The organism is Rhizobium sp. KNZ2-6A, assembly GCF_056755475.1.
This window is the reverse complement of the sequence record NZ_JBNDIC010000052.1, coordinates 19,812-38,893: the sequence shown is the minus strand read 5'-3', so window position 1 is coordinate 38,893 and position 19,082 is coordinate 19,812. Positions and strand designations below refer to the sequence as shown.

Sequence of the window (19,082 nt, the reverse complement as noted above, 5' to 3'; positions counted from 1 at the left end):
CTTCGCTCTCCTCGCAAAGGCAAAAAGTGTAACCCATGTCTCCGGTATGAACTGTCACCCCTCTCTCGGGAAGGACATTGGTCCATACCGAAGAGATAGGTAACAGAACGCACCTAAGACATGGGTGAGAACCTCGTGCCGAACGGGTTGTAGATGGTTTGCAAGGTCCTCTGTTCGAGATCGATATATCCCGGATCATAGTGCATGAAGCTGACAGGCCAAATGCCTTTGGCAAGGCAGCCGATTCTCACGGGCGCAAACAACCGTTACAATTTCCCTTAATAATCAGGGTTGCAAAGATCGATTCCATCGGCTCGCAATCGGCAACAGTTGGGGTGCGAATCGTTTTTGGTGTATATCGGTTATTGTTAACAACCTGTCGGGCCCTCAGGAGGTTCTTTTATGGAAGACGCAAACGTAGGTTGGATTGCAGCAATTGTTATCGGCGGTTTGGCTGGCTGGTTCGCCGAGATGATCATGAAGAGCAACACCGGCATCGTCATGAACATCATCCTCGGCATCGTTGGCGCGCTCGTCGCCAGCTGGCTGTTCCGTGCCCTCGGCATCGCGCTGCCGTTCCATGTATGGCTGAACTATCTGGTCACCGGCTTCATCGGAGCCTGCATCCTGATTTTCGTTGGCCGACTGATCAGGCGATAACCATATATCGGGCGGATACGCCCTGATCGGGAAGAGGAAAAGGGAAGGCGGGGGATGCCCGCCTTCCCTTTTTTGCGTGAACAGCGCCAGCACGCGCAGTGGTTTGCCACGACATGTAAAAATCCGGGTATGAGAACCCAAAGCGCGATCCGCACGATCACAATGCACTTCCAGGCCTTTCCAACCTCCAGCTTGGCGCTATCTACCAAAATGGAACCGAAAGGAGGTTGGAAACATGACGGAAAACGCCAATCGGACAACCACGCGAAAAGTCATTCGAGGCCGCCCTTACAGCATTGCTGAATTTGCGCGGAAATATCGTCTCGACGACGCGGAAGCAAAGCGCCTCTTCTATAAGTTCGGACCATCAGCGACGGAACTGGATCTGCTCATGGCAGCCAAACGGAAGCCGCCGACCCTTTCCACGGCAATCGGCCAATGATGCGCGGCTCGTTCCGTTAGGCTTGCGAATTGCCACCCGCACCGCCGACTTTGTTCAAAGCGATCCGGATCATTGAAGTACATGGACGTGTAAAGAAGGCAGGCGGAACGCCATCCTTGATATATCACTGTCGATTGCCTTCGCTAATGCCAGATGACACTCTGGGCCGTCCACGCACATGCCGGAAACCGCCTCGAATGCAGAATTCGCTTAGCCACCTCGCCTATCTAGCGCTCGAATATTCGATCGTGACGCTCGAGCTGAAGCCGGGCGCCCTCGTTACCGAGAAACAACTGATCGAGATGGCGGGCCACGGGCGAACCCCGGTGCGCGAGGCGATCCAGAAGCTTGCCTGGCAGGGACTGATCCATGTGCAGCCCCGCGTCGGCCTGCAGATTGCGGAGATCCGGCCCGAGGACCATCAATTCGTCATGCAAGTCAGGCGCGAGCTGGAGCCGATCGCGGCCGCGCTCGTTGCCACCCATGCCGATCCGCAGCAGCGCGAGCAGTTGCGGGAATGCGCGCGGCTGATGACGGAGTATGCCGTTACAAGCGACCTGCCCGGCTTTTTCGCCGCCGACAAGACATTCGATGAGATATTGGAAGCCGCCTGCCCCAACAACTTCATTACGGCAGCACTCGGACCAGTGCAGACGCATGCGCGCCGGCTCTGGTATTCCATGGGAACGCATGATCGCATGGGTCGGGCGATATCAATGCATGTTCAGGCCATCGAAGCCATTCAGGGCGGTGATGCGAATGCTGCCGAGAAAGCCATGGCCTCGCTCATCGATTATCTCAGCAGCCCATGAAAAAGGCGGCCTCGTCGCCGAAACCGCCTTTCATTCTCGTTTAAATAGCTCGTTGGATTAACCGACGAAAGCGCGTTCGATGACGAACTCGGCCGGATTGTTGTTGGCGCCTTCATTCAGGCCGGCCTTTTCGAGCAGGACCTTGGTGTCCTTCAGCATGGCGGAGGAACCGCAGATCATGCCGCGATCGATCGCTGGATCAAGCGGCGGCACGCCGAGATCGCTGAAAAGCTTGCCGTTCTCAATGAGATCGGTGATGCGGCCCGTGAAGGGGAACTCCTCGCGAGTGACGGTCGCATAGTGGCGCAGCTTGTCGCCGACGACTTCGCTCAGGATTTCGTCGTTGCGGATTTCCTCGACGAGGTCGAAGCCGTATTTCAGTTCGGCGACATCGCGCGTCGTGTGGGTGAGGATGACTTCCTCATACTTCTCGTAGGTTTCCGGATCGCGGATCAGGCTCGCAAACGGCGCGATGCCGGTGCCGGTCGAGAACATGTAGAGCCGGCGGCCAGGCGTCAGCGCATCCAGAACCAGCGTGCCGGTCGGCTTCTTGCGCATCAGCACTTCGTCGCCGGGCTTGATGTTCTGCAGGTGCGATGTCAGCGGACCATCCGGTACCTTGATGGAAAAGAATTCCAGCTCGTCGGCCCAGGCGGGGCTCGCGATCGAATAGGCGCGATAGAGCGGTTTGCCATCGACCATCAGGCCGATCATGGCGAACTCGCCGGAGCGGAAGCGGAAGCCTTGCGGCCGGGTCATGGTGAAGCGAAAGAGCCGGTCGGTATAATGCGTAACGCTCAGCACCTTCTCGGCGAAGACGCCGGCTGGTACTGCTGAAGCAAATTCATCTGATTTGGCGGGGGCGTTCATTCTATCTCGGATCCCGTATCTATCTTACGCGTTTTTCCTGGGCGCGTCTTTCCTGGGCAGGCTCATTTTGCGATGCTGATATTATAATATAGCCGGTATTGAAAGGCATTCCATTCCATCCGGCTGCATGGGACTGAAATATGTCTATTTCAGTCAAGATTCCAGCCTGCCAACATTACAGCTATCGATGGGCATGAATGCGGCAATCCGATATTGTCAAATCGCCGCATCCCAGGCCTATCGAAATCAGGCCGATTTTGCCGGCAACCGCCGCCAACTATAGGCTTGCCCGCCTTCAGCCTTGCGCGCGGTCGGCTGATAGTAGTGCGGTATGCCCGGCAATCGGTTCTCCGACAGACGCTTCAGTGCTGTCTCGTTGGTCACGGCGAAACTATCGATGCCGACGCGCAGCATCAACGGTACCTGATCGATCAGCACATCGCCCACGGCCCGCAGCTCGTTGGCGTAGCCGAGACGCTGGCGCAGCAGCGAGGCATGGCTGAAGGCGCGGCCATCGCTGAATGCCGGAAAGGCAACCGCAACGATATCGAGCCGATCGAGATAGGGCTGCAGCCGGGTGACATCGTCAGCCGGCTTGATGACGACGCCGAGGCCAGCCTCGTTGCTCTCTTCCGCCTTTGCGACCAGTGCATCGAGGCCAAGCAGAGGCTTCTGCGTCTCTGTCGCCTTGACCTCGTCGGTCTCAATGACCCACGGATCGTTTTCGATGAAGCCGGTTTCCCGCCAGATCTTGGTCATAGTCAATCTCCTTACGCCGCTTCGGCTGCCGACGAGGACGAGCCGTAAAGCGCAGTCTTGAACGGCTGCGGCCCAACGCGACGGTAGGCGGTCAGGAAGGTTTCGGAGGGATCCAGACGAAGACCGATATAGGTATCAACGATGGTCTCGATGGCATCGGTCACCTTGTCGGGCTCGAAGCCGCGACCGATGATTTCGCCGATCGAGGTGTTCTCGTCGCCGGAGCCGCCGAGCGTGATCTGATAGAGTTCCGCGCCCTTCTTCTCAACGCCCAGCAAGCCGATATGGCCGACATGGTGATGGCCGCAGGCATTGATGCAGCCGGAAATCTTGATCTTCAGCTCGCCGATCTCAGCCTGACGCTCAGCCGAGCCGAAGCGCGTGGAAATCTCCTGCGCGACCGGGATGGAGCGCGCATTGGCAAGCGCGCAATAGTCGAGGCCGGGACAGGCGATGATGTCCGTGATCAGGCCGGCATTCGCCGTTTCGAGACCGTGGGCGACGAGGCCGCGGTAGACAGCTTCGAGATCGGCCAGCGCCACATGCGGCAGGATGAGGTTCTGCTCGTGGCTGACGCGGATCTCGTCGAAGGCATATTCCTCGGCGATATCGGCCACGGCTTCCATCTGCGCGTCCGATGCGTCACCCGGAATGCCGCCGATCGGCTTCAGCGAAATGGTCACCATGCCGTAATCGGGGTTCTTGTGCGGCTGTACGTTCTGCTGCACCCAGCGGGCAAAGGCCGGATCGGCCTTCTTCCAGCGCGCCAGGCTTTCCCAGCCTTCAGGGCGCTCCGGCAACGCCGGCGGCGCGAAATAGGCCGAGATGGCCTGGACATCGGCTTCCGGCAGCTTCAGTTCGGTGTCTCTCAGCTTGTCGAACTCGACTTCGACCTGACGCGCCAATTCCTCGGCGCCGGTTTCGTGCACGAGGATCTTGATGCGCGCCTTGTACTTGTTGTCGCGGCGGCCGTGCAGATTGTAAACGCGCATGATCGCAGTCGTGTAGGACAGGAGATCCTCTTCCGGCAGGAAGTCGCGGATCAGCTTGGCGACCAGCGGCGTGCGGCCCTGCCCGCCCCCGACGTAAACGGCAAAACCGATCTCGCCCTTGTCGTTCTTTTTCAGATGCAGGCCGATGTCATGCACCTGGATCGCGGCGCGGTCGCGCTCAGCGCCGGTGACGGCAATCTTGAACTTGCGCGGCAGGAAGGAGAATTCCGGATGAACGGAAGACCACTGCCGCAGGATTTCGGCATAGGGCCTGGGATCGGCGACTTCGTCCGCCGCAGCGCCGGCGAAATGATCGGCCGTCACGTTGCGAATGCAGTTGCCCGAGGTCTGGATGGCGTGCATCTCGACCGAAGCGAGATCGGCCAGCGCGTTTGGCATTTCAGAGAGCTTCGGCCAGTTGAACTGCAGGTTCTGACGCGTGGTGAAGTGGCCATAGCCGCGGTCATAGGTGCGTGCGACATGGGCGAGCATGCGCATCTGGCGCGAGCTCAGCGTGCCATAGGGAATGGCGATACGCAGCATATAGGCATGTAGCTGCAGATAGACACCGTTCATCAGGCGCAGCGGCTTGAAGGCATCTTCCGAAAGCTCACCCGAGAGGCGCCGCTCCACCTGATCGCGGAATTGGGCAACCCGTTCCGCAACAAAGGCGTGGTCGAATTCATCGTAACGATACATGACTTCCTCGGGACTTCTCAGACTGCAATGAAATCGGGATCGGCCGCAGCATAGCCCGGCGCGTATTCCATGGTGGGGCCTTCGGCACGGATGCGCTCGCGCAGGCGCAGCGGCCATAGCTTGCCGCCGGTTTCCTGAACATCGATCAGATTGACGTCGACGACCTTGTTGTCGGCATAGGCCTGCTTGCCGATCGCTTCCAACGCGGCTTCCGCCTCGGCATGACGGGCGACCAACGCCTCCTGCAGCGACGTCACCCACTCACCATTTGCGTTCAGCCAAACGGCGACGCCATCGGTGAGCCGGTTTGCGGTCAGAACCTTGTCGACCATCAATCAGCTCCTTGCATAGTCTTGAGCAACGGTCTCACGGCGGACCAGCGGCTCGGATTGTTCAAAATTCGCACCGGCGACGGCATCGCCAATAATGACCATGACCGGCCCGCTCAACTCGTCACGGTGTTCGAGATCAGGCAGATCCCGCAGGATGCCGTGCATCAGGCGGCGATCGCGGCGGCTCGCGTTCTCGATGATGGCAACGGTCGTCTCGGGCGGCAAGCCGGCCTGCATCAGGCGGCCGGCGACGGAAGCGGCAACCGTGCGTCCCATATACACCGCAATCGTGGCGCCGGATACGGCCAAACTCGCCCAATCGGGCAGCACATCGCCCGTGAGATCGTGACCCGTTGTAAAGACCAGCGACGAGGCGACGCCACGCAGAGTCAGCGGCAGTTCGAAATCGGCAGCAGCGGCAAAGGCCGAGGTGATGCCGGGAACAATCTCATAGCCGATACCGGCGGCGCGCAGAGCAGCCATTTCCTCGCCGGCACGGCCGTAAACCAGCGGATCGCCCGACTTCAGCCGCACGACACGCTTGCCTTCGCGGCCGAGCTGCACCAGCAGATCGTTGATCTCCTCCTGCGACTTGCTGTGGCATCCCTTGCGCTTGCCGACGGACAGGCGCTCGGCATCGCGGCGTCCCATATCAACGATCGCCTGCGGCACCAGGGCATCATAGACGATGACATCGGCCTCCATCATCACGCGCTGCGCCCGCAGCGTCAGCAGATCTTCGGCGCCCGGGCCGGCACCGACCAGCCAGACGCGACCCTCGACATCACGGGACGACCGCAGCAGTTCATCGGCTGCTTGCTCCGCCTGCGCGACATGACCGGCATTGATGGCATCAGCGACTGGTCCGGAAAAGAACTGCCGCCAGAAGATGCGGCGAGCAACGCCACGCGGCACAAGACGCTCGACCGGCTTGCGGTAGCGCGTCGCAAGGTCGGCAAGCTTACCGAGCGACGGCGACAGCATCTGGTCGATCTGGGCGCGGATCACCTGGGCAAGTACCGGACCAGCACCCTCGGTGCCGATGGCGACGGCAACAGGCGCACGATTGACCAGCGCCGGCGTGTAGAAATCACAGTAATCGGGCTGGTCGACGGCGTTCGCCGGAATTCTTTCGACCCGGGCGGCGTCGACGATTGCGCGATCCGCCTCCGCATTGCCGGTGGCGGCAAATACGAGTGTCGCACCCTTGACCTGATCGGCTGAAAAATCGCCCCGTACGGTTTCAATGCGATTGGCAATCAGGAAGGCATGATAATCGGCCTCGGGCGCCGGCGCATAGGCGACAATCCTTGCTTGCGTGTTCATGAGCAGCCGCGCCTTGGCAAACGCTTCATCGCCATTGCCGAAGACAGCCGTCACCCTTCCTTCCACGCGGAAGAAGGCGGGAAATACCGAAAGCTGTTCAGTCCTGGGATGCATCATGGTTCCACTTCGAGATTTGGCGAATATCGCCCTTGCTGCCAAGAGATTGAAGAAACAGAAATTCTAATGCCCATGCATGCGCGTATTCTTTTGCTCGACATGACAAGGATTTGAGCAAAACTCACCAGACGAGCAGATCGAGATAAATATAGGAAATCTATAGACTTTTATGATTGACCACCGCCTGCGGCGATTTTATTGCCTGTGACAAACTTGGTCCATACGTCATTTGCGCATTCCGCCGCTTGCACAATGCCGATAGACTGGCACCAAAACTCTGGAGAGATCCTTGTCCGACAACAGCATCGCAGCCCGCCTTCTCGACGTCGTGGAGCACGACATCCTGCCCCTGACCCGCAAGGGCGTGGCTGCCGGAAACAAGGTCTTTGGCGCGGCTATCCTGCGCAAATCCGACCTTTCGCTCGTTATCGCCGAAACCAATAATGAATTGGAGAACCCGCTCTGGCACGGCGAGGTTCATGCCCTCAAGCGCTTCTACGAGCTCGGCGAAAAGCCGGCGACCAAGGATCTGATCTTTCTCTCCACCCACGAGCCCTGCACCATGTGCATGTCGGCGATCACCTGGGCCGGTTTCGACAATTTCTACTATTTCTTCAGCCACGAGGATTCCCGCGACGCCTTCGCGATCCCGCATGATCTCAAGATCCTGAAGGAGGTCTTCGGCCTGGAACCGGGCGGTTATCGCCGCCAAAACGCATTCTGGAACAGCTTTGCCATCTCCGACCTTGTGGAAACGGAAGCCGATCCACGAAAAAGCGAGCTGAAGGAACAGACGGCGCGCATCAAGCGGTCCTATGCCGGCCTCTCCGACAACTACCAGGCGTCGAAGAGCAGTAACGACATCCCTTTGAATTGATAGAGCAAGACCCGAGGCAACGATGGAAGCATCGCGAGACATAAACGGCCTGATCGACATCATGGCGGCGCTGCGAAATCCCGAAAGCGGCTGCCCCTGGGACATCGTCCAGACCTTCGAAACCATCAAGCCGTACACGATCGAAGAGGCCTATGAAGTCGCGGATGCGATCGAGCGCAAGGATACGGACGATCTCTGCGACGAGCTCGGCGATCTACTGCTGCAGGTCGTTTTTCACGCGCGGATCGCCGAGGAGGCTGGAGCGTTTTCCTTCGGTGATGTCGTCCATGCCATCTCCCGCAAGATGATCCGCCGCCATCCGCATGTCTTCGCCGTGTCCGATGCCAAGACCGAAGATGCGGTGACGCTCCAATGGGATCGGATCAAGGCTGAAGAGAAGCGCGAGCGGGCCGAGCGTCGTGCCAAAAGCGGCATTACCGAAGACTTCAAGGCCGGTTTCCTGGGCTCCGTGCAACGGACGTTCCCTGCCCTGACTGAAGCGTTGAAATTGCAGGAGCGCGCCGCCAAGGTCGGCTTCGACTGGTCGGCGCCCGAGCCGATCCTCGACAAGATCGAGGAGGAGATCGGCGAATTGCGGGTAGCGCTCGCAAGCGGCGACAGGGCCAAGGTCAGCGACGAGCTCGGCGACCTGATCTTCGCCGTCGTCAATATCGGCCGGCATGTGAAGGCCGATCCAGAGCAGGCGCTGCGCGGCACGAACACCAAGTTCCGCCGCCGCTTCCATCACATTGAAACGACGCTCGAGGCTGAAGGCGAGACGCTGGAAGGCGCCTCGCTGGAGCGGATGGAAGAGATCTGGCAGTCGGCAAAAGCCATTGAGCGGCAGTTGGCAGGCGTCAAGTCGGCGTAAACCCGCCTATTCCCAGTCTTCGCGTTGCGGCTTCGGGCCATTGCCCATGCGCCGTTCCAACTCAACCGCTTCAGCCTCGGTCAGGCGGACGTCGAGCGTCACCGTGCCGTCCTCATTGTCCTCGCGGTGATCGACGATGGCGTGATTGTAAAGCCAGGGCAGCAGCGCCAGCTTTTCGACGGGCAAGGTGATCGTCGTTTCCGTCAGCACGCCGGAGAGACGCCGGCTGATCTCATCCATCAGGCGATCGACGCCCTCGCCGTTTTTCGCCGAGACGGCAATGACGTTTTCGGCGGTCGAAGCCTTCTGGACGATGGCATCGTGAGCTTCCGGTTCCAGGCGGTCGATCTTGTTCCAGACCTCGAGAATACGCTCGGCGCCTTCGGCTTCGCCGATGCCGAGATCGCCAAGGATGCGCATCACGTCGGCGCTCTGGACCTGATTGTCGTCATCCGAAAGATCGCGCACATGCAGGATCAAGTCGGCTTCCAGCACCTCTTCCAGCGTCGCGCGGAACGCGGCCACAAGGTGAGTCGGCAAGTCGGAAATGAAGCCGACGGTATCGGAGAGAATGACGGTGCGGCCATGCGGCAGCTTCATGCGGCGCAGCGTCGGGTCGAGCGTCGCAAACAGCATGTCTTCCGCCAGAACGCCAGCACCGGTGATGCGGTTGAACAACGTCGATTTGCCGGCATTGGTATAGCCGACCAGAGCGACGATCGGATGCGGCACCTTTCGGCGCTTGGCGCGATGAAGCTGGCGGGTGCGAACCACCTGCTCCAGCTCGCGCTCCAGCCGGATGATCCGTTCCTGCAGCATCCGCCGGTCGGCTTCGATCTGGGTTTCACCCGGGCCGCCCATGAAGCCGGCACCGCCGCGCTGGCGTTCAAGGTGGGTCCAGCTTCGGACGAGCCGGCCCTTCTGATAGTTCAGATGCGCGAGCTCGACCTGCAGCGTGCCTTCCTTGGTAGAGGCGCGGCGACCGAAGATTTCAAGGATGAGGCCGGTGCGGTCGATAACCTTGGCGTTCCATGCCTTCTCGAGATTGCGCTGCTGTACCGGCGTCAGCGGATGATCGACGATGACGAGGCCGGCGTTGAACTCATCGAGCAACGCGAGGATTTCCTCGATCTTACCGGTGCCGAGCAGCGTTGCCGGCCTTGGATCGTTGATCGGCACGATGGAACCGTTGACCACGTCGAGATCGATCGCCAAGGCGAGACCTTTGGCCTCTTCCAGTCGGCTTTCCGGTGGGCGCGAGACGGAGATGGCACTGTCGGCTTGAGCGGAACGCGCCGCGCGCGCCTGTTTCAACACAGGCACGACGACGACAGCGCGCATATCATCCCGGTGCTTTACGGACTCCGGGATGAGAGAATCATTTTTGGTATCGCGTGTCGTGATAGTAGAAAATCCTGGTTAGGATGCGGCTTCTTCGCTCTCGAACATCTGCATCGGCTGACCCGGCATGATCGTCGAGATCGCATGCTTGTAGACGAGCTGCGAATGGCCATCGCGGCGGAGCAGGACGCAGAAATTGTCGAACGAGGTTACGACACCGGTGAGCTTCACGCCGTTAATCAAGAAAATTGTCAGTGAAATCTTTTGCTTGCGAACAGTATTGAGAAATAAGTCCTGCAAGTTTTGAGAACGTTCCGCCATCGCGCCGCTTCTTTCTTTTTTGCCGACCTAGGTCGGTTAAATGTCATGATATACAGAGGTCCCGGACAGGAGATACCCTCAATCTCTCCCCCCAGCGAATGTTGGTATCAAATCGCAGTCTTTTCCGCAACGTCGAAAAAGGCTTCACGAATTTTCTGTGACATGCTGCCCGGATGACCGTTGGCGATGGGCTCGCCATCGATAGAAACGACCGGAAAACATATACTTGTCGCTGCGGTGATGAAGACTTCGCGGGCCTTCATCATCTCCTCGACCGAGAAGAATCGCTCGACAATCGTCACGTCGAGCTTGGCTGCGACGTCCATCAGGGTCGTGCGGGTGATGCCGCGCAGGATACCGTGCTCGGCCGGGCGAGTGACGAGATTGCCGTCGTGATCGACGATCCAGACGTTGGTCGCGGCCCCTTCCTTCACCATGCCATTGTGATCGATATAGATCGCTTCCTGGGCACCGGCCTCCTTCGCCTGCTGACGGGCCATCGCGTTCGGAAGCAGACCGACCGACTTGATATCCACGCGGTCCCAGCGGTTGTCGCGGACGGTGATCGCCTTGATGCCATCGGCGTTCTTCTTGGCAATCACGGACTGATCGGTGCTCTTGGCGGTGACGACGATCGAGGATGGCGTGCCGGCGGGCGGGAAGACGTGATCGCGGCGGGCAACGCCGCGCGTCACCTGCAGATAGAACAGGCCGTTGCGGACCTGATTGCGACGCAGCGTCTCGCGAATCACGAGAACCAACGCCTGGCGCGTCATCGGCCATGCAATGCGCAGCTCGCCCAGCGAACGGTTGAGGCGATCGAGATGGCGCGTCAGATCGACGATCACGCCATGGCGAACTTCGCAAACCTCGTAGACGCCATCGGCGAACTGGTAGCCGCGATCCTCGATATGCACCATGGCATCGCTGTGCTTGACGTAGCGGCCGTTGACATAAGCTATTCTCGGCATGGAAGCCCCTGATCAGAATTCTGCGATATTGACGTACGGAGCGGCCGGTCAGACACCCAGCGACTTCAGCTTGCGGTGCAGCGCCGAACGTTCCATGCCGACGAATTCCGCAGTGCGCGAGATATTGCCGCCGAAGCGGTTGATCTGGGCAATGAGGTAATCTCGCTCGAACATCTCGCGCGCTTCGCGCAGCGGCAGCGTCATGATGTGATAATCGTTCTTGGCGGATACTTTCGGCAGCATGTCGCCGAGATCGGTCGGCAGCATTTCAGCCGTGATCGGCGTTTCCGCGCCATCCGAGCGCGCGAGGATCATCAGCCGCTCGATATTGTTGCGCAGCTGGCGGATGTTACCCGGCCAGTCATGCGCCTGCAGCACGGCCATGGCGTCGTCGCCGATCCGGCGCGAACGGATGCCGGCCTGCTCGGAAATCTGCCGCATCAGCTGATCGACGAGGAAGGGAACGTCCTCACGGCGTTCGGCAAGCGCAGGCACGCGCACCGGTACGACGGCCAGACGGTGATAGAGATCCTCACGGAACAGTCCCTCGGCGATGCGGCTCTCAAGATTATAAGCCGTAGACGAGATGATGCGGACGTCCACTTTGACGCGCTTGGAGCCGCCGACGCGCTCGAACTGCTGATCGACGAGCACGCGCAGGATCTTGTTCTGCGTCTCGCGCGGCATTTCACCGACTTCGTCGAGATAGAGGATGCCACGATGGGCCTCTTCCAGGGCGCCGATCTTGCGCGCCTGCCCCGGCGATCCTTCGGTGCCGAACAGCGCGATTTCCATGCGCTCCGGCGTGATGGTCGCAGCGTTCAGCGCCACGAAGGGACCATTCGCGCGGGTCGACTTCTTGTGGATCATCCGGGCCACGAGTTCCTTGCCGGAGCCCGACGGACCAAAGATCATGACGCGGCTGTTGGTGGGGGACACCTTGTCGATCGTCTGACGCAGCTGCGAAACGGCGACCGACGTACCGATCAGCTCCACGGCATCGCCGGTGCGGCGCTTCAGCTCGGAAACCTCGCGCTTCAGCTTGGAGTTCTCCAGGGCGCGCTCGGCAATCAGGATCAGGCGATCGGCCTTGAACGGCTTTTCGATGAAGTCGAAGGCGCCGCGCTTGATGGCGGAGACGGCCGTCTCGATATTGCCGTGACCGGAGATCATGACGATGGGGAGTTCCGGGTGGCGCGCCTTGATTTCGTCGAGCAGCGCCAGACCATCGAGCTTGCTGCCCTGCATCCAGATATCGAGGAAGATCAGCCGCGGCGCGCGATCGGAAATCGCGGCGAGCGCGCTGTCGCTGTCGTGCGCGGTGCGGGTTTCGTGCCCTTCATCCGAGAGAATTCCCGAAACGATTTCGCGAATGTCTTCCTCGTCGTCCACTACGAGAATGTCAGATGCCATAAACGCTTTCCTTGTCACTTGCTGTCTGGGCGACGGCGGCTTGCTCACGGCGCGGCAGATGCACGCGGATCATGGCCCCCCTGCCCTGGTCGAAATCGGCTGGCGCGTCGTGGAGTTCGATCTGCCCGCCATGGTCTTCAATGATCTTCTTGACGATGGCGAGACCGAGGCCGGTGCCCTTTTCGCGCATAGTCATATAGGGTTCTAGAATACTGTGCCGGTTCTCCACCGGCAGGCCGCGGCCATTGTCGATGACATCGACGGTGAAACGATCCCGCTCCGGATCGAGCGACGAACGCACGAGGACCTTCGGCTGCTCGCGGGCCTGATCGCTTGGCACGCCTTCGATCGCCTCGACGGCATTCTTGATGAGATTGCCGAAGGCCTGGCCGAGCATTCGCGCGTCGAACATGCCCTCCAGCCGTTCGTCGCCCAGCTCACGCTCGAATTTGACGTGATTGTTGCCCATCTCGCGCAGGAACACGGCATCGCGCAGAATATCGCGCAGGTCGGTCGGCTCCATGGTCGGCTTCGGCATGCGGGCAAAGGAGGAGAATTCGTCGACCATGCGGCCGATATCGCCCACCTGCCGGATGATCGTATCCGTGCATTGGTCGAAAACCGGACGGTCGGCATCGGCGATATTCTTGCCAAAGCGGCGGCGGATACGCTCCGCCGACAGCTGGATCGGCGTCAACGGGTTCTTGATCTCATGCGCGATGCGGCGCGCGACGTCGGCCCAGGCGGTCGAGCGCTGCGCGATGACCAGATCGGTGATGTCGTCGAGCGTGATCACGTAGGATTCGTTGGCGTCGCGCGATTCCTCGCGCGTCACCTGGACGCTGAGCGTGCGCACCGTTCCGCCGCGGACGAGGCTGATCTGCTTGCGGAAATCGCTGCGATGGCGGGTCGTCGCTTCGGTGACGACCTGATCGACCTCAGGGGAAATTTCCGACAGGCTCTTGCCGATGAGCTCTTCGCTCTTCAGCGTCAGCAGATCCTCGGCCGAGGTATTGACGATGGTGATGCGCCGGTCATGCTCGACACCGATCACAGCCGCCGTCACGCCCGACAGAACGGCCTCGATGAAGCGGCGGCGATCGTCGACCTCATCCTTCGCTTCCAGAATTTCATCGCGCTGGGTGCGGATTTCCGAGATCATCTTGTTGAAGGTGCGCGACAGGCTGCCGACGTCACCATCGGCCGAGCGCACGGGCACCAGCACGTTCATGTTGCCCGAGGCGACATTGTCAGCAGCGCTGATGAGGAGGCGGATCGGCCTGACGATACGGTCGGCGATCGCAATCGCGGTCCAGATCGCGGCCAGCAGCACGATGAGCGCAAAGCCGATGTAAAGAACGGCAAAGGCGATCTGGAGCGACATGCGCCCTGCTTCCATCGCCTTGTATTCGACGGTGTTGTCTTCGACCATCCGCATGGCGTTCATGACGCGCGGATCGACGGCACGCACGGTATAGAGGAACGAGCCGGGGATTTCATCGAGCTTGATTACCGCGCCGACGAGGTTGGTCACCCCTGGCGGAATGAGCGTCGGCTGGCCGTTGGCCGAGGAATCGAGTGCATCCTTCGGAATGGCCGGCAGCGGCCGTTCGGTCTTGATCTCGGCCTGGACGATGGCGGTGCCGTCGCGGCGTACAAGGAAGGCGCCCAGCAGGCCGCGCCCGCGCGCCTGGCGGGTCATCAGATCGGCAAAACCGGTGCGATCGAGATTGAAGAGCGAGCGATTGCGCTCCAGATCGTTCGCCATCGACACCGTCTGCCCCTGCAGATAGCTCGCGTTCTCCATCAGATAGGCTTGCGCGACGTTCTGCGAGGAACTGATGATCTGCTGCGTACGTACCCCGAACCAGCGATCGAGGCCGACATTGAGCGTCAGGCTGGCAACGATGGCGACGAGGATGGCCGGCGTAATCGCCACGATCGAGAAAAGAACGACGATGCGGATATGGAGCCGAGCCGCGGCGCGGCCACGGCTGCGCGCCTTCATCAGGCGCGCGACTTCACGGGCGATCAAGGCAATCAGGCCAAGCACGAAGAGGCCGTTGATCACGACCGAGGTAAAGACGACGGAGGACGTCGGGGCGATCGGCGTCAGCCCGAGGAGCATCAGCAAGGTCGCGATGGCGCACAGAAGCGCGCCGCCGGCCAGGATCAGGCCCGGCAGGGCGAAGGAGGCACGACGGTCCGTCACCTTGACAACCGCCTCGTCGCTCGCCGCCGGCGACACAGCGTCCTGCATCATTCCCATCAATCTCCACGCCCAGGCGACGGTCGGCGCCCCGGCTAAAATCCCACCGCCACCATTTGGCATTCGTGTGCGCGACAGGCAGGGGGCGGGAGCTGTCTATCGGTTTCGCACAGGAGCGAAACCTTTACTTCACGTCACCCTTGCAAGAGGCTGAAAAATCTGACGAACTCTCGTTTCCCGAAAAGCAGGTCAAATGAATCGCCACTGCAAAAACGACGAATCAACTGCGTGACCTTTAAGCAACGCATTGTGGCGAAAATGCAACGCATCGGATCGCGTTGTCAAGCTGTTCGGGAGCTTCTATAAACCGAAACTCCCAGTTCTCTGATCTTTTTGCGCAGCGTATTGCGGTTGAGGCCCAAAAGATCGGCGGCCTTGATCTGATTGCCGCGCGTCGCGGTCAGGGCCGCGAGAATCAGCGGATATTCCATTTCCGTCAGCACGCGGTCGTAAAGGCCAGGCGGCGGCAGGTTGTCGCCGAAACCGGCGAAATAGGTCCGCATGTTTTCCTCCACCGCTTGGGCGATGGTCATGGAGCCGGTGCGGACCGGTCCCTTTTCGATCGGGCTGTCGGGCACGTCGGCGCGCAGTTCCGCGTCGATGATCTCCTTGGTGATGACATCCTGCGGATAAAGCGCCATCAGCCGGCGGATAAGGTTTTCCAGCTCGCGAACGTTGCCGGGCCATGGATAGGCCTTCATCAGCTCAAGCGCTTCCTGGTCGAAGCGCTTGGAGCCAAGCCCTTCTTTTTCCGCCTGGGTGATGAAATGGCGCACGAGGTCGGGAATATCCTCGGCACGGTCGCGCAGCGGCGGCAGGCGCAGCGGCACCACATTGAGGCGGTAATAGAGATCCTCGCGGAACAGGCCCTGATTGATGGCCTGCTTCAGATCCTTGTTGGTGGCGGCAACGATGCGGACATCGGTGCGGATCGGCGTGCGGCCGCCGACGGTGGTATATTCGCCCTGCTGCAGCACGCGCAGCAGGCGCGTCTGCGCATCCATCGGCATGTCACCGATTTCATCGAGGAACAGCGTACCGCCCTCGGCCTGCTCAAAACGGCCGGTCGAGCGGGTCTGCGCGCCGGTGAAAGCACCCTTCTCATGGCCGAACAGTTCGGATTCGATCAGATCGCGCGGGATAGCCGCCATGTTGATGGCGACGAAAGGCCCATTGCGGCGCTTGCCGTAATCATGCAGGGCGCGCGCCACCAGTTCCTTGCCGGTGCCGGATTCGCCGGTGATCATCAGCGTCAGATCGGTCTGCATCAGGCGCGCGAGCACGCGGTAGATTTCCTGCATCGCAGCCGAACGTCCGACAAGCGGCATGCCGTCCTGCATATCATCATCGAGCTTCGCCGGCTTGCGCTTCGGCTCAGACAGGGCACGGCCGACGATGGCGATCAGCTCCGTCAGGTCGAACGGCTTCGGAAGGTAATCGTAAGCGCCCTTCTCCGACGCCTTGATCGCCGTCATAAAGGTGTTCTGCGCGCTCATGACAAGCACAGGCAGATCCGGTCTTGCCTTCTTGATGCGCGGCAGCAGGTCGAATGCGTTTTCGTCAGGCATGACGACGTCGGTTACGACGAGGTCGCCTTCGCCGGCCGAGACCCAACGCCAGAGTGTGGCGGCGTTGGATGTAATGCGCACATCGTAACCCGCACGGCTCAGAGCCTGGTTGAGCACGGTGCGGATGGCCGCATCGTCATCGGCGACAAGGATCGTGGCTGTCATCGAGTAGTCCCTGTAGAGTTCGGAAGGGGGGCGTCTTCTGAGGTGATGCCCTTGGAGGCAGGCATCAAAACACGGAAAGTGGTGCGATGGTTCTGGCTGTCGCATTCGACGATGCCGCCATGATCGCCGATGATCTTGGCGACCAGTGCAAGGCCGAGGCCGGTTCCGTTCGTCTTCGTAGTGATGAACGGATCGAAGAGGTGCGGGACGAGGTCGGACGGCACGCCGGGACCATTATCGATGACGCAGAATTCCAGCGGCAAGGAAATCTTCTCGCGCGTGCCGGCGACCGAAAGCCGGATGCCGGGGCGATAGGCCGTCGTCAGCATGATTTCGCCATCCTGCCGGTCACCCACCGCCTCGGCGGCATTCTTCACCAGATTGAGGAAGACCTGCACGAGCTGGTCGCGATTTGCGAAGACCGCCGGCAGCGACGGGTCGTAATTTTCGGAAAGCTTGATGTTGCGGGCAAAACCGGCCTTGGCGACTGCCTTCACATGATCGAGCACGGAATGGATGTTGACGGGGACGCGATCGACAGGCCGCTCGTCTGAGAAGACCTCCATGCGGTCGACCAGCGAGACGATACGGTCCGTCTCGTCGCAGATGAGGCGCGTCAGCGCGCGATCGTCGTCCTCGACCGACTGCTCGAGCAGCTGGGCGGCACCACGAATGCCCGACAAAGGATTCTTGATCTCATGCGCCAGCATGGAGGCAAGACCGGTGACCGAACGGGCGGCGGCGCGATGCGTCAGCTGCCGGTCGATCTTGTCCGCCATGGAGCGTTCCTGGAATACGACCACCACGGAGCCTGGGTCGCTGGAAACCGGCGCAACGTAAATATCCACCAGTTTGTCCTGCCCTAGGCGCGGCGAACTCAGATCGACACGATATTCGTTGACTGGCGCGCGGCGCTCGCGCACCTGGTCGATCAGCGCCAGCAAGGGGCTGCCGAAGGGGATGAAGGTCGAAATCTTGTAGCGCGACAGATGCGAGGCGCTGGCGCCGAAGAAGGCCTCCGCCTCCCAGTTGGCGAAGGCGATCAGCCCCGCCTCGTCGACCATCACGACGGGGTTCTGGATCGCGTTGAGAACGGCCATGGCCACGGAATTGGCCGAGGCGTCCCCGGCGCCGGAGCTGGATTTCGAAGTCATGCAGCCTCCTGGACGCATTGGGCGAGATCGGCGCCTGCCTGCAGCGCGGCATGGAAGGATGCGGCCACCTCGCCGCTCTCTTTCGACGTCATGATTTTTGCCTTGTGGGCACCTGTCGTCGCCGGCGCATAGCGATCGAGATACCAGGCCAGATGCTTGCGGGCGTGGCGAATGCCGACTGCTTCGCCGTAGAACTCCAGCATCATGCGATAATGTTCGAGCGCGATCTCGACGATCTCCTCGCGGCCCGGCTCGCGATGGCCAGCCAATACGCCCGCATGCCACGGGCGGCCCTGGCAACCGCGGCCGATCATGAAGGCGTCGGCCCCGGAGCGCCTCAGGATTTCCCGCGCGTCTTCCGCCGTCTCGACATCGCCATTGGCGACAAGCGGGATGGAGACGGCATCGCGCACGGCGCGGATCGCATCCCAATCCGCCCTGCCCTCATAGAACTGCATGCGGGTGCGACCATGAATGGTGACGAGCTGGATACCGGCCTCTTCGGCACGCCGCGCGATATAAGGCGCGTTGATGGAATTTTCGTCCCAGCCGAGCCGCATCTTCAGCGTGACGGGAATGTTCACCGCACGGGCCGTCGCTTCGATCAATGTCAGCGCATGATCCGGATCGCGCATCAGTGCCGAGCCAGAATAGCCGCCAATCACCTTCTTGGCGGGGCAGCCCATATTGATATCGATGATATCGGCGCCATTGTCCGTGGCGATCTTTGCAGCCTCGGCCATCCAATGCGCCTCGCGGCCGGCAAGCTGCACCATGTGCGGCTTCAGCCCAGCGCTTTTCAGACGCGCCCAGGATTCAGCCGTATCCTGCACGAGTTCGCGGCTTGCGACCATTTCGGTAACGACCAGACCGGCGCCGTAACGCAAGGCGAGCTGCCGGAAAGGAAGATCGGTCACGCCCGACATCGGTGCCAGAATCACACGATTTCGAATGGGCACGGAACCGATGGAAAATTGGGCTGCAAGCTGGGAAGAAAGCAAATGATTATCTTTCGGGCACACTGTACATCTGCACTATTTTTAGACACGCTTTGAAAGTTTGCCAAGGGGGTTTGAAGAATCCCGATATTTTTTGGGCAGATGCTGGAAAATACTCAGTCGAG

General features: G+C 60.5%; 18 protein-coding genes and 1 pseudogene. 5 read left to right on the top strand and 14 right to left on the bottom strand.

Going from position 1 to position 19,082, the window contains the following annotated elements; genetic code table 11:
* Positions 1-113: 113 nt before the first annotated feature.
* Positions 114-227: pseudogene (locus tag ACPYOP_RS27180) on the bottom strand (transposase); the annotation flags it as partial.
* 175 nt (positions 228-402) lie between these two features.
* On the opposite strand from ACPYOP_RS27180, the gene ACPYOP_RS27175 reads away from it, so the two are divergent.
* The 3 genes from ACPYOP_RS27175 to ACPYOP_RS27165 all read left to right on the top strand — a co-directional run bounded on the left by ACPYOP_RS27175 (position 403) and on the right by ACPYOP_RS27165 (position 1,914).
* Entirely contained in the window at positions 403-660 is a 258-nt protein-coding gene (locus tag ACPYOP_RS27175; protein WP_481413365.1) for a GlsB/YeaQ/YmgE family stress response membrane protein, read from the top strand.
* A gap of 235 nt (positions 661-895) precedes the next feature.
* Positions 896-1,102: a hypothetical protein gene (locus ACPYOP_RS27170; protein WP_481413364.1), complete on the top strand. Its 207-nt coding sequence runs from the start codon at positions 896-898 to the stop codon at positions 1,100-1,102.
* 197 nt (positions 1,103-1,299) lie between these two features.
* Positions 1,300-1,914 carry a GntR family transcriptional regulator gene (locus ACPYOP_RS27165; protein ID WP_481413363.1) on the top strand — a complete coding sequence of 205 codons (615 nt, stop codon included), beginning with the start codon at positions 1,300-1,302 and terminating at the stop codon, positions 1,912-1,914.
* A gap of 57 nt (positions 1,915-1,971) precedes the next feature.
* On the opposite strand, the gene ACPYOP_RS27160 is transcribed toward ACPYOP_RS27165, so the two are convergent.
* From ACPYOP_RS27160 to cysG, 5 genes are all read right to left on the bottom strand, one after another.
* Entirely contained in the window at positions 1,972-2,784 is an 813-nt protein-coding gene (locus tag ACPYOP_RS27160) for a ferredoxin--NADP reductase (protein ID WP_481413362.1), read from the bottom strand.
* Positions 2,785-3,030: 246 nt separating this feature from the next.
* Complete coding sequence (locus ACPYOP_RS27155; RefSeq protein ID WP_481413361.1) at positions 3,031-3,543, bottom strand: DUF934 domain-containing protein; 513 nt, start codon at positions 3,541-3,543, stop codon at positions 3,031-3,033.
* Between the two features lie 11 nt (positions 3,544-3,554).
* The gene (locus ACPYOP_RS27150) at positions 3,555-5,234 is read right to left on the bottom strand and encodes a nitrite/sulfite reductase (protein WP_481413360.1); all 1,680 of its coding nucleotides are present in this window, start codon (positions 5,232-5,234) and stop codon (positions 3,555-3,557) included.
* A gap of 17 nt (positions 5,235-5,251) precedes the next feature.
* Positions 5,252-5,566, bottom strand: a complete 315-nt coding sequence (locus ACPYOP_RS27145; RefSeq protein WP_015339836.1) for a DUF2849 domain-containing protein — start codon at positions 5,564-5,566, stop codon at positions 5,252-5,254.
* A gap of 3 nt (positions 5,567-5,569) precedes the next feature.
* Positions 5,570-7,006 (bottom strand): siroheme synthase CysG, encoded by a 1,437-nt coding sequence (gene cysG / locus ACPYOP_RS27140; RefSeq protein WP_481413359.1) that lies wholly within the window; start codon positions 7,004-7,006, stop codon positions 5,570-5,572.
* A 292-nt stretch (positions 7,007-7,298) separates the two neighbouring features.
* On the opposite strand from cysG, the gene ACPYOP_RS27135 reads away from it, so the two are divergent.
* Both ACPYOP_RS27135 and mazG read left to right on the top strand, forming a co-directional pair.
* Complete coding sequence (locus tag ACPYOP_RS27135; protein ID WP_481413358.1) at positions 7,299-7,886, top strand: deaminase; 588 nt, start codon at positions 7,299-7,301, stop codon at positions 7,884-7,886.
* Positions 7,887-7,908: 22 nt separating this feature from the next.
* Positions 7,909-8,757, top strand: coding sequence for a nucleoside triphosphate pyrophosphohydrolase (gene mazG, locus ACPYOP_RS27130; RefSeq protein WP_481413357.1), 849 nt, complete (start codon positions 7,909-7,911; stop codon positions 8,755-8,757).
* 6 nt (positions 8,758-8,763) lie between these two features.
* Here the strand turns inward: mazG and hflX are convergent, their stop codons facing one another.
* The 8 genes from hflX to dusB form a co-directional block, all read right to left on the bottom strand.
* The gene (gene hflX, locus ACPYOP_RS27125; protein WP_481413356.1) at positions 8,764-10,098 is read right to left on the bottom strand and encodes a GTPase HflX; all 1,335 of its coding nucleotides are present in this window, start codon (positions 10,096-10,098) and stop codon (positions 8,764-8,766) included.
* Positions 10,099-10,176: 78 nt separating this feature from the next.
* The gene (gene hfq / locus ACPYOP_RS27120; RefSeq protein ID WP_003539403.1) at positions 10,177-10,419 is read right to left on the bottom strand and encodes an RNA chaperone Hfq; all 243 of its coding nucleotides are present in this window, start codon (positions 10,417-10,419) and stop codon (positions 10,177-10,179) included.
* Positions 10,420-10,526: 107 nt separating this feature from the next.
* Positions 10,527-11,390, bottom strand: coding sequence for a D-amino-acid transaminase (locus ACPYOP_RS27115; protein ID WP_481413355.1), 864 nt, complete (start codon positions 11,388-11,390; stop codon positions 10,527-10,529).
* A 48-nt stretch (positions 11,391-11,438) separates the two neighbouring features.
* On the bottom strand, positions 11,439-12,803 hold the full coding sequence (gene ntrX / locus ACPYOP_RS27110) for a nitrogen assimilation response regulator NtrX (protein ID WP_481413354.1): 1,365 nt from the start codon (positions 12,801-12,803) through the stop codon (positions 11,439-11,441).
* Positions 12,793-15,066, bottom strand: coding sequence for a sensor histidine kinase NtrY-like (locus tag ACPYOP_RS27105; RefSeq protein WP_481413353.1), 2,274 nt, complete (start codon positions 15,064-15,066; stop codon positions 12,793-12,795). The genes ntrX and ACPYOP_RS27105 overlap by 11 nt, the downstream gene beginning before the upstream one ends.
* 287 nt (positions 15,067-15,353) lie before the next feature.
* Positions 15,354-16,805, bottom strand: coding sequence for a nitrogen regulation protein NR(I) (gene ntrC, locus ACPYOP_RS27100; RefSeq protein ID WP_481413352.1), 1,452 nt, complete (start codon positions 16,803-16,805; stop codon positions 15,354-15,356).
* Positions 16,802-17,959: a two-component system sensor histidine kinase NtrB gene (locus tag ACPYOP_RS27095; protein WP_481413351.1), complete on the bottom strand. Its 1,158-nt coding sequence runs from the start codon at positions 17,957-17,959 to the stop codon at positions 16,802-16,804. The genes ntrC and ACPYOP_RS27095 overlap by 4 nt, the downstream gene beginning before the upstream one ends.
* Positions 17,956-18,981: a tRNA dihydrouridine synthase DusB gene (gene dusB / locus ACPYOP_RS27090; RefSeq protein WP_481413350.1), complete on the bottom strand. Its 1,026-nt coding sequence runs from the start codon at positions 18,979-18,981 to the stop codon at positions 17,956-17,958. Before dusB ends, ACPYOP_RS27095 begins: the two co-directional genes overlap by 4 nt.
* Between the last annotated feature and the right edge of the window lie 101 nt (positions 18,982-19,082).